This is a genomic window from Paraburkholderia atlantica, from assembly GCF_009362785.1.
GTDB classification, from domain to species: Bacteria; Pseudomonadota; Gammaproteobacteria; order Burkholderiales; family Burkholderiaceae; genus Paraburkholderia; species Paraburkholderia atlantica.
In genome coordinates this window covers 1-8,520 of sequence record NZ_WHNQ01000093.1, presented here as the reverse complement: position 1 = coordinate 8,520, position 8,520 = coordinate 1, and the positions used below count along the sequence as shown (strand labels likewise).

At 58.9% G+C, this 8,520-nt stretch carries 8 protein-coding genes and 2 pseudogenes; 4 read left to right on the top strand and 6 right to left on the bottom strand.

Annotation, left to right across the window (positions count from 1 at the left end; genetic code table 11):
• Window positions 1–224: 224 nt before the first annotated feature.
• From GCT19_RS39905 to GCT19_RS43110, 4 genes are all read left to right on the top strand, one after another.
• Complete coding sequence (locus tag GCT19_RS39905) at window positions 225–647, top strand: hypothetical protein (protein WP_408582415.1); 423 nt, start codon at window positions 225–227, stop codon at window positions 645–647.
• A gap of 15 nt (window positions 648–662) precedes the next feature.
• Entirely contained in the window at window positions 663–1,421 is a 759-nt protein-coding gene (gene istB / locus GCT19_RS39900) for an IS21-like element helper ATPase IstB (RefSeq protein WP_018436522.1), read from the top strand.
• Window positions 1,422–1,659: 238 nt separating this feature from the next.
• Window positions 1,660–1,833, top strand: a complete 174-nt coding sequence (locus GCT19_RS43115; protein ID WP_018436523.1) for a hypothetical protein — start codon at window positions 1,660–1,662, stop codon at window positions 1,831–1,833.
• A 596-nt stretch (window positions 1,834–2,429) separates the two neighbouring features.
• Entirely contained in the window at window positions 2,430–2,603 is a 174-nt protein-coding gene (locus GCT19_RS43110; protein ID WP_184229012.1) for a hypothetical protein, read from the top strand.
• 459 nt (window positions 2,604–3,062) lie between these two features.
• Here GCT19_RS43110 and treS read toward each other — a convergent pair whose 3' ends face one another.
• The 6 genes and pseudogenes from treS to GCT19_RS39865 all read right to left on the bottom strand — a co-directional run.
• Complete coding sequence (treS, locus tag GCT19_RS39890; RefSeq protein WP_018436526.1) at window positions 3,063–5,126, bottom strand: maltose alpha-D-glucosyltransferase; 2,064 nt, start codon at window positions 5,124–5,126, stop codon at window positions 3,063–3,065.
• A 34-nt stretch (window positions 5,127–5,160) separates the two neighbouring features.
• Entirely contained in the window at window positions 5,161–6,687 is a 1,527-nt protein-coding gene (locus tag GCT19_RS39885; RefSeq protein ID WP_018436527.1) for an aldehyde dehydrogenase family protein, read from the bottom strand.
• A 205-nt stretch (window positions 6,688–6,892) separates the two neighbouring features.
• Complete coding sequence (locus GCT19_RS39880; RefSeq protein ID WP_152854951.1) at window positions 6,893–7,087, bottom strand: hypothetical protein; 195 nt, start codon at window positions 7,085–7,087, stop codon at window positions 6,893–6,895.
• A gap of 223 nt (window positions 7,088–7,310) precedes the next feature.
• Window positions 7,311–7,540 (bottom strand): annotated as a pseudogene (locus GCT19_RS44085) (IS481 family transposase); the annotation flags it as partial.
• A 74-nt stretch (window positions 7,541–7,614) separates the two neighbouring features.
• Window positions 7,615–8,020: pseudogene (locus tag GCT19_RS44080) on the bottom strand (IS110 family transposase); the annotation flags it as partial.
• Between the two features lie 226 nt (window positions 8,021–8,246).
• A partial coding sequence (locus tag GCT19_RS39865; protein ID WP_193727467.1) for a transposase occupies window positions 8,247–8,520 on the bottom strand: 274 nt, incomplete at its 5' end.

The window sequence follows — 8,520 nt, the reverse complement described above, 5'->3', positions numbered from 1 at the left end:
ATGTACTTCGTGACCACGCCCTTGGATATGCCCAGTGACGCGGCGATCCGATCGTGCGAGAAACCGCCGTCGAATTTAAGTCGTAAAACGTCCTTGATCATGCGCATGTTCATCCGGTGCGCGGGCATGCTCTCTCCGGCAAAAGCCGGCGAGCATAGCCTGCGTAGTTGATGTCATGCGCAACGCCAATCCTGCCTTCCGGTCCGCTCGGTCACGTTCCCGAAATGCCCGGTCACGTTGCCGAAATCGCCGGTCACCATCCCGAAACGGCCGGTCACGTTCGTCCGAAATACGCACCGCCGAATCATCGGGCCGCCACCACGGAGTGGAATCCGCAACGGCTGATCAACTGGGCCACCGACATCGGTCCGAATACCGCTGCGGTTATCGAACATCTGCTCGGCGGTCGCCAGCATCCGCAGCAGGCTTACCGCGCCTGCCTGGGGGTGCTGCGCATGGGCAAAGACTACGGCCGTGCGCGGCTGGAAGCCGCCTGCCAGCGCGCCATTGATCTGAAAGCGCCGAGCTACCGGTTCATCGCCTCAACGTTGAAGAATGGCCTGGAGAGCAAGGCCGATGCGCCCGTCGCCCAGACCGAACTGCCGCTCGTGCACGCCAACGTGCGCGGGCCGTCCTACTACCACTGAAAGGAGATCATCGACATGCTGCATCACCCGACCGTTGAGCGGCTGCACGAGCTGCGCCTGTTCGGCATGGCCGCGGCGCTGGCCGACCAGCAATCCCAGAACAGCATCGATCAGCTCGGCTTCGAGGAGCGCCTCGGGCTGCTCGTCGAACGCGAAGCAAGCGAACGCGAGTCACGCCTTCTCACGGCGCGGCTGCGCCGCGCGAAGCTGCGCTTCCCTGACGCGGTACCCGAAGACATCAACTACCGCGAGCCCCGCGGACTCGACCGCGCTTTACTCGCCCGACTGCTCACTGGCGAATGGATACGGGCGCACCAGAACGTGATTCTGGTCGCGCCGACCGGTCTTGGCAAAAGCTGGCTCGCATGCGCGCTGATCAACCAGGCATGCCGTCAGGGCTTCTCGGCCCGCTATCTACGCATGCCGAAGTTCAATGAGGAGATGGCCATCGCGCACGGTAGCGGCGGTTACGCGAAGCTGCTCGCGCAATGGGCGAAAACCGACATCCTCGTCATGGACGACCTCGCCATGGCGCCGCTGTCGGATGCTGCGCGGCGCGATCTGCTCGAAGTGCTCGACGACCGGCACGGCCGGCGTTCGACGATCGTCACCAGCCAGATCCCGGTCGATAGCTGGCACGCCGCCATCGGTGATCCAACGCTTGCTGACGCGATTCTCGACCGGCTGGTTCACAACGCGCATCGACTCACGCTATCAGGCGAATCGATGCGCAAGCGCCGAAATGGTTTGACCATCGAAGACGAGAAGGAGTAAAAGAACTCACCCCGCGTCGCCACGTCCGCAGCGCTCGCTTTGCTGTGGAATCCCCGCTCGGCTTCGCGTGGAATGTCTGCTCGCTTTGCCGCGGTACGGCTGCTCGATTTGCGTGGAATACGCACACGTTTCTCCCTAACATTGGCCAGATCGCGATCGAATTCCATGATTTTTGCGGCCTGTGGAAAAGAGGGATGTCGTCCGGCTTGAGCAGCGGCTTGAATCGCAGCGATGCCGGTTGATCAATTTTTCGAAGGAATCGCACGGGCACGAAGATCATCTGTTCCTCAACCGGAGGAGCTGTCCGCTCGGCTACGTCGAGTATGCGACCACGAAGTATGTGACGAAGTACCTGTTGGGCGTGGGCCGCATCATCGACCGCTGGAGGCGCGGTGGCAGTAAGCGCCAGTGATTTGCACAGCTCTGATGTGATGGACGACTTCCGCAGTTCGGGGCCCGGTATATGCCAAAGTGGAGAATTGTCAAAGCGAGATCCGAATGTCGGGGTGCGGGCCATTTACCAGATGTCGGGGGTGAGGTTGGTTTTGTTAGGCTGGGGTAGGTGGTGAGGGCGGTTTTGGCTCGCTTATTTGTCTCTCTGAGGGAGGTTTTTAGCACCGAGCCTGCCCGCGCTCCGGTGTGTCCCCGTCAACACTGCGTTCACGTCATCCTGCGTGAATTCCCGTGCTTCCTGGTGCTCAGCAGCCGACTCCTTGGCGTGTACCGCAGTACCCTGAATGGTGCGTGACGGCGAGCTCGACGCCCGTCGGTCATCGCGTTGCGCCTGCAAGGCCTGAGCGACCTGCAGCGCGTGACCGAGCCGCTTATGCTCGACGACGACGCCCTGGTCGATTTGAGCGAACCGGTCAGAGGGAACATAGAGCAGCGACGTGCCGTGCGCCCGGATTTCAATGCGTCCGGCCGGAGCGCGCTGGCATCAACTAGCCACATTCGGCTCGGCACGGGGGGGCCGAGAGGGACGTTGTCCGTCGGACACCCCCCACCTTCATGGCGGCCGTCGACGACATAGTCAAGGACGCCATCAAGGTGTTCAACAGCACCGGACACAAGACGGTGGAAGGGGCGCTTTTTTGTTATCCGCTGAAGTGGCTGGATGAGTTGCTCGCAGGTTTTTTAACGCATCAAAAGCAAGAGCTTGACGTTGGGGGTCGTCGGGGATGACGCGATCTCGCGCGCCGCCGACTAGGCAAGAAAGGTGATCCGGCTGCATGAGCGACCGTGTTATGCTCATTCGGAATGCTTGGCGCATGAAACGCAGCGCGACTGGGAATTTGCTCAGGCTGCCGCGCGAGAAGCAGCGACTCAGCTTCGGCCCGCTTCGCGGGCTGGTCCGGCTGGGCAGTTGGAGTGAGCAGCCACAGGCGTTCGTGAAGTAGATCCGGCCACGGCTGGGTAGAAATTATTGGGCGCTCCATTAGTGCGGTGGCACGTTAACTCCCTTCCAGCGGTCCTGTCCACGCGATAAGATACCCATTCCTGAATGAAACTGCTCAAGCCCCTTACCTATTTGCATCAGAGCCGTCGAGAGAAACTTCAGGAACGCCACGGACATTTAATTTCTGAAGCGCAGTGTCTGATTCAACTGCCTGGATATCGTCGGGTGTGCCCCCTTAATGCACGTCAACTAGAAAGAGAACTCCCAATTCTCAGTGATACACCTCGGTGACCCTCAAGCACTATTCGCAGCTTACCTAGTTCGTCGAGGTGACCGATAACCGAATCGGCGAGCATGTCGATGACGGGTCCTGGCGCGGTGCAGCGTAGAGTAATAGTCTCATCGACGGTGCTTGCACCAAAGTTCAGAGCTGTAATCTGAGTCTCTTTCCCTGCGGAAAGTTCGTGAATCATTACTAGGAGGCCTGGCGCGACAACGTCGGGAATCCCTATTTGCCTACTTAAGGCAAGGCCATACGAGTCTCGCACAGCGAGGAGACGCTTGAGTTGTGAGGCGAAAGAGGTGGGGTCGGCGAGCTGCTCCGGCAACGTACCGTACAAGGCCACTGCGCGCGGTATGCCTTCTTCGGATGCATATGCATGCCCGTTTTCGCCTGTGAGATCATAAGCACCGCGTTGTACCCAGCGCGTGTCTCCGTCAGTCGTTCGCTCCTCGACGGCCTCAACGGGTAAGGGTAGTGCACCCACAAGGTCCCATCCCGATATCGCAAAAATGCCGGGCTGAAAAGCATTGAACATCGCAAGAAGAAGATGAATTTGTCGGATATTGTCCCTGTCCCTAGGCGTTATGGCATCCAAGTCCCGAATATTGAGTGCCGCAGTGATGACGCTGACTGTCGTGCAAGACACACCGTTTGTCACAAAAGGAACATTGTAGCGCGCATGCTCGCCGCACAAGCGCTCGTACATCTTCTCCCGGATATGCTCTCGAAGGGAGTTGCCGTTCCATGTCTGCCCTTGGAAGGTAAAGGTTGCGTTAGCGTGTAGCGACCAGAAATGTACGAGCTCCAGCGTCAGTTCATCGTGGTTCTGAAGCGCGTGAATGAGAGACGCCGGGTCGATGCCGTACTGATGGGCCTTGCGTAGCATCAGCCGCAAGAACTCTGTGTCTCCCGTCAGAAGTGCATGCTGATACGCAGGACGTGTGACAAAGTCGTAAGACAGGTCCGCGCCATTTTTGGACATCGCCGCCATGTCGTCGAGCGTGAGATTGAGTTCCTGAAAGCTGAACCCACCGGCCTTACGAATCGCCCCGGCAAGAAGCTGGTTGGCCGCGACCGCGAGTGGATGGCTCTGCGACCACGCATTGCCGTGTGGTCTTCGCTCGATGCCGAGAAATCCGTTGGCATCCAGGCGAAGTCCGCGTGCGCCGAGGACATCTAGGGAGTGCAGAGCATCACCGATACTGATTTGTTGGGCTGCAAATGTTGGGTCGAGCCAGTTCAGTGACGGTTGACCTTCCTTAAAGTAGTGAAGGTATACCCACCGGCGCATTATGCCGTCTACGCCGAGTACAGGAGCGGTTGCACTCCAGTCTGTTTCCTTGACGCCCGGCGCAAAAAACATTACCCGCTGAAGTTGGCCAACGATGTAGCGCCTACCTTTTAGGGTGTCGACGACGTCAGCCGGCAGATTGATGGAATCTTTGCCTTCAGGTACGTCTGGTAAAAGGTTCCAGTCGCTAGGCATGATCTCGATCATGTGGTAGAGGCCCGGATAGTCCCCGTAATTCATCTCAGCGAGCCGGAAGTCGGGGCCTTTGCCAGTATGCAAAGGAATGATATCGTCAATGACAACAGCGTTGTGCGCTGCCGCCATGCGACTCATTGCTATGAAGTCTTCTTTACTGCCGAATCTGGAATCGATCTCTAGGCCGATGCGATCAAAGTTGCCGTCCACCGAATGGGTAAAGCGCTTGCCATTGAGACCACCGGCGACTTTGGTTGGACCCGGGTGCATGGCCCTAATGCCCAACGAGGACAGCGAACGCCACAGTGTCTCGCTTCCCAATGCCTGGAGTACCGATTGTCCCGGCGCGGCTATAACCGCGCCCGGGTACGCGGTGAACCAGACAGACGACTTTGCGCAGACCTCACGCGGGCGTGCCTCGGCATAGGGGTGAAGCCAAAGCTTGGCTTGGCCCGCATAACTGCGTGCCCGTGCCCGAACCTGGTGGAGCATTGATTGACTCACGAGCCACTGGATATGCTCTGAAGCCGGAAAATTCATGTCAGAGCTCCTGGAGATATTTCTTGAGGCGATATCAGGGCTTGGGCGCGTTCAACCAGCGCCTCGGATACTCCGAGGCCAATGAGTCTTCACTTGAGTACGCGTGCACGTCACCGCCCGTGCCGGGTCCCGCCTGATCGTCATAGCCGACGATAGCCTTTACTTCGAGAAACGCCTCCAGACCCCACTCGCCATATTCACGGCCGTTGCCGGATTGCTTATATCCGCCGAACGGCGATCCCGCGTCCCACGCTGGATAGTTCAAATACACGCTGCCCGCGCGCAGCCGAAGCGCCACCCGCTGGGCGCGCGCCCGATCTGCGGATTGAACGTATGCAGCAAGTCCGAACGGTGTATCGTTGGCAATCGCGATCGCGTCTTCCTCGTCGCGGTACGGCATGATGGCGAGCACTGGGCCAAAAATCTCTTCTCGTGCGATCGTCATCGACTGGTCGACGTTTGCGAAGACCGTGGGCCGCGCGTAGTAACCGCGCGACAGGCCGTCGGGACGTCCCGGCCCGCCGGCTGCGAGCAGTGCGCCTTCCTCGATGCCCTTTTTAATTAGCCGTTGCACGCGTGTGTATTGCACGTCGCTCACCAGAGGGCCCATCGTGGTGCGGTCGTCGTTCGCGGGACCCACACAGTGAGAGGCCGCCGCATGCTGTGCAATGCGCACGGCCTCGTCGTGCAGCGCTGCGGGCACCAGCATACGTGTCGGCGCGTTGCACGACTGGCCGCTGTTGCCAAAGCACTCGTAGACACCCGAAGTGACGGCAGATTCCAGGTCCACATCGTCGAGAAGAATGTTTGCGGACTTACCGCCGAGTTCCTGGTGCACACGCTTGACGGTCGGCGCCGCGAGCTTCGCGATTTCCACGCCCGCTCGTGTCGATCCGGTGAACGACACCATGTCGACATCTGGATGACTGCAGAGCGCCGCGCCCACCGTTGGGCCGTCGCCGTTCACAAGATTGAACACACCCGGCGGCACGCCTGCTGCATCGAGAATCTCGGCGAACAGCACGGCGTTCAGCGGCGAGATCTCGCTTGGCTTGAGCACCATCGTGCAGCCGGCGGCAATCGCGGGGGCGACCTTGCAGACAATCTGGTTGATCGGCCAGTTCCACGGCGTGATGAGCGCGGCCACGCCGACGGGCTCGTAATTGACAAGGGTCGTGCCCTTCTTGCGCTGCCAGGCGAAGCGTTCGCAGGTACGTAAGAGTTCTTCGAGGTGACGTCTGCCGAGCGCGGCCTGCCATGTATGCGAAAGCGTTTTCGGCGCGCCGATCTCGCGCGAAATGACATCGGCCATCTCGTCGTAACGCGCCGCATAAGCGTCGAGTATGCTGCGAATCAGTGCGACGCGCTCAGTCAGCGGCGTCAGCGAAAACGACGCGAATGCGCGCTTTGCAGCGGTCACAGCGCGCTCCACGTCGTCGGCATTGCCGAGCGCGATCTGCGCGAACGCCTCTTCCGTGCACGGATCGACAACGGCGAGGCGCGCGTCGCCCAACGGCGTGACCCAGACGCCGTCGATGTAAAACTTTTGTGCATTCGACATCCGCTTCCTACTCAGAGAGTGTTTCAAGAAGAACTGCCTGGATTGTTAATCCGGAGCCAAACCCGTTAGCTTCGACGGCAACCTCTGCAGCGCAAGCTGGATAGCTGGGCGTACTGACGCATGGTTCCCCGCCTGTCGTCGTCTGCGCATAAGCTTTAAAAGACACGTCCACATTTACAAGAAGCAGCTGACGACTGGATGCCACCTAGTTTGCAGGTGAAATTCTCCAATGTTCCGAACAGTCTCTTGAAACGTCCTTCACCGCATGCAAGATATTCGGAAAGAGGTGTGTAACAATCAAACCAAACAGCGCCACCACGTCGCCTAGCGCAATATAGCGAAAACATTTCTTTGTGCCTTTGATCGCCATCAATGCATGAATGTCTTCTACTGAATACATCGTCGGCGCTTGTCCTCCCGGTGCGGCTCGGGTGCAAATAGGCGGTCTATACGAGATTGGTTATTAGATAGACGGTAACTCATGACGCAGACAGGACGCCCTTTCAAGCTGCGGGCGCAGCGACCTCTTTGAGACCGCGCTTCGCGAGATTGAACGGCCTTGGCGGATATGGCTTCCGAGCCTTCAGGTGCTTCCGCATCGTCTCCAGATCGTGACGCAACTAGATACTAAGGATGCCTTGGGGCGAGACGGACAGGGTATGCCATTTGAGGACTTCGTTGGCGATACGAATCTGACCGTAGGCGGGTAATTCGAGGGCCAATTCGACAACGGCAGCACCGACATGCGGATCCACGCGGTTCGTGATCAGGGGCCGATGGCGAGAATCTGCTGCAGCGGCGCTTCACTGTCCCGATCGTAAAGTTCCTTAAATCGGTAGAAGCCGCGCGAGTAAAGGTTTGGCGAGTCCAGGTTCCACCTAGCTTGAAAATCATCTCACTCGATTGCTGCGCAACTTTTCTACGTGCCAGCAAAAACGACTTCAGTCGCTGAGGGCTTGCCGCAAATCCTCCTTGACTGCAGTCCACACCCGCGCCAGATCCGGGAAGGCTTCGTCTTCAACACTGGGCAAATACACGGCAGTCAGGTCGCCTGCGCGAGCCGGGTTTTCTGGGAATCAGCGATGGCGCAAAGACCGTGCTCTCAAAGCCGCGCTGCGTCAGTTGCCGATGTAGCCTATAGCAGCCTGGATCCGCCTCTTGCACACACGCGTGAAGCCTTCGACTGCAGCCGCTTGCACAGCCGATCAATCTCCGTTTGAATTGTGCCGATCTTGCCACGCGATATGACCTCGCATGCGTCGATCGCGTAGGCCACCCTGATCGACTCCTTATGCACGTCCAACCCAACGTACACCGTGCTTTCGTTCTTCATGCTGGCTTCCGTGGTGGAAATCGCCGGGTGTGGTCCTGTCCACACCGTGCGGCTCTGGCAGCGATGCTAACCCGGTTTTGATTCGCGGCGCTAGGCCAGGCGCCTGCCTCACGGAAATGGAATGGACGCCTCCCGCACGCGAGCGGTGACCCCGCTCGTACACGAGGAGCTTCAACGTGTTCGAAACCGAGGATTATTAAGGTGGCTCTTTTGAAATTTGAATGGGTTATGCCGCGTGCGGATTGATCGACGCGAAGTTGAGCTTGCCGGCGATCAGGAACAGCACGGTGCGCATAGTTTCGAGGTTTGCGTAGCCACGAGCGCGTCGCTTGGCGGCTTGAAACAGGCCGTTGAGTGCTTCCAGAAAGCCGTTGGTCTGGCGCGTCTGGGTCCATGCGACGATGCCGTCGAAATGCTTGCGTATCATGCGGGCGACCTCCTTCATCGGTTCAACCTTGGAGCGCATCACGTTGGTACACCACTGCTCGAGCATCGCACTG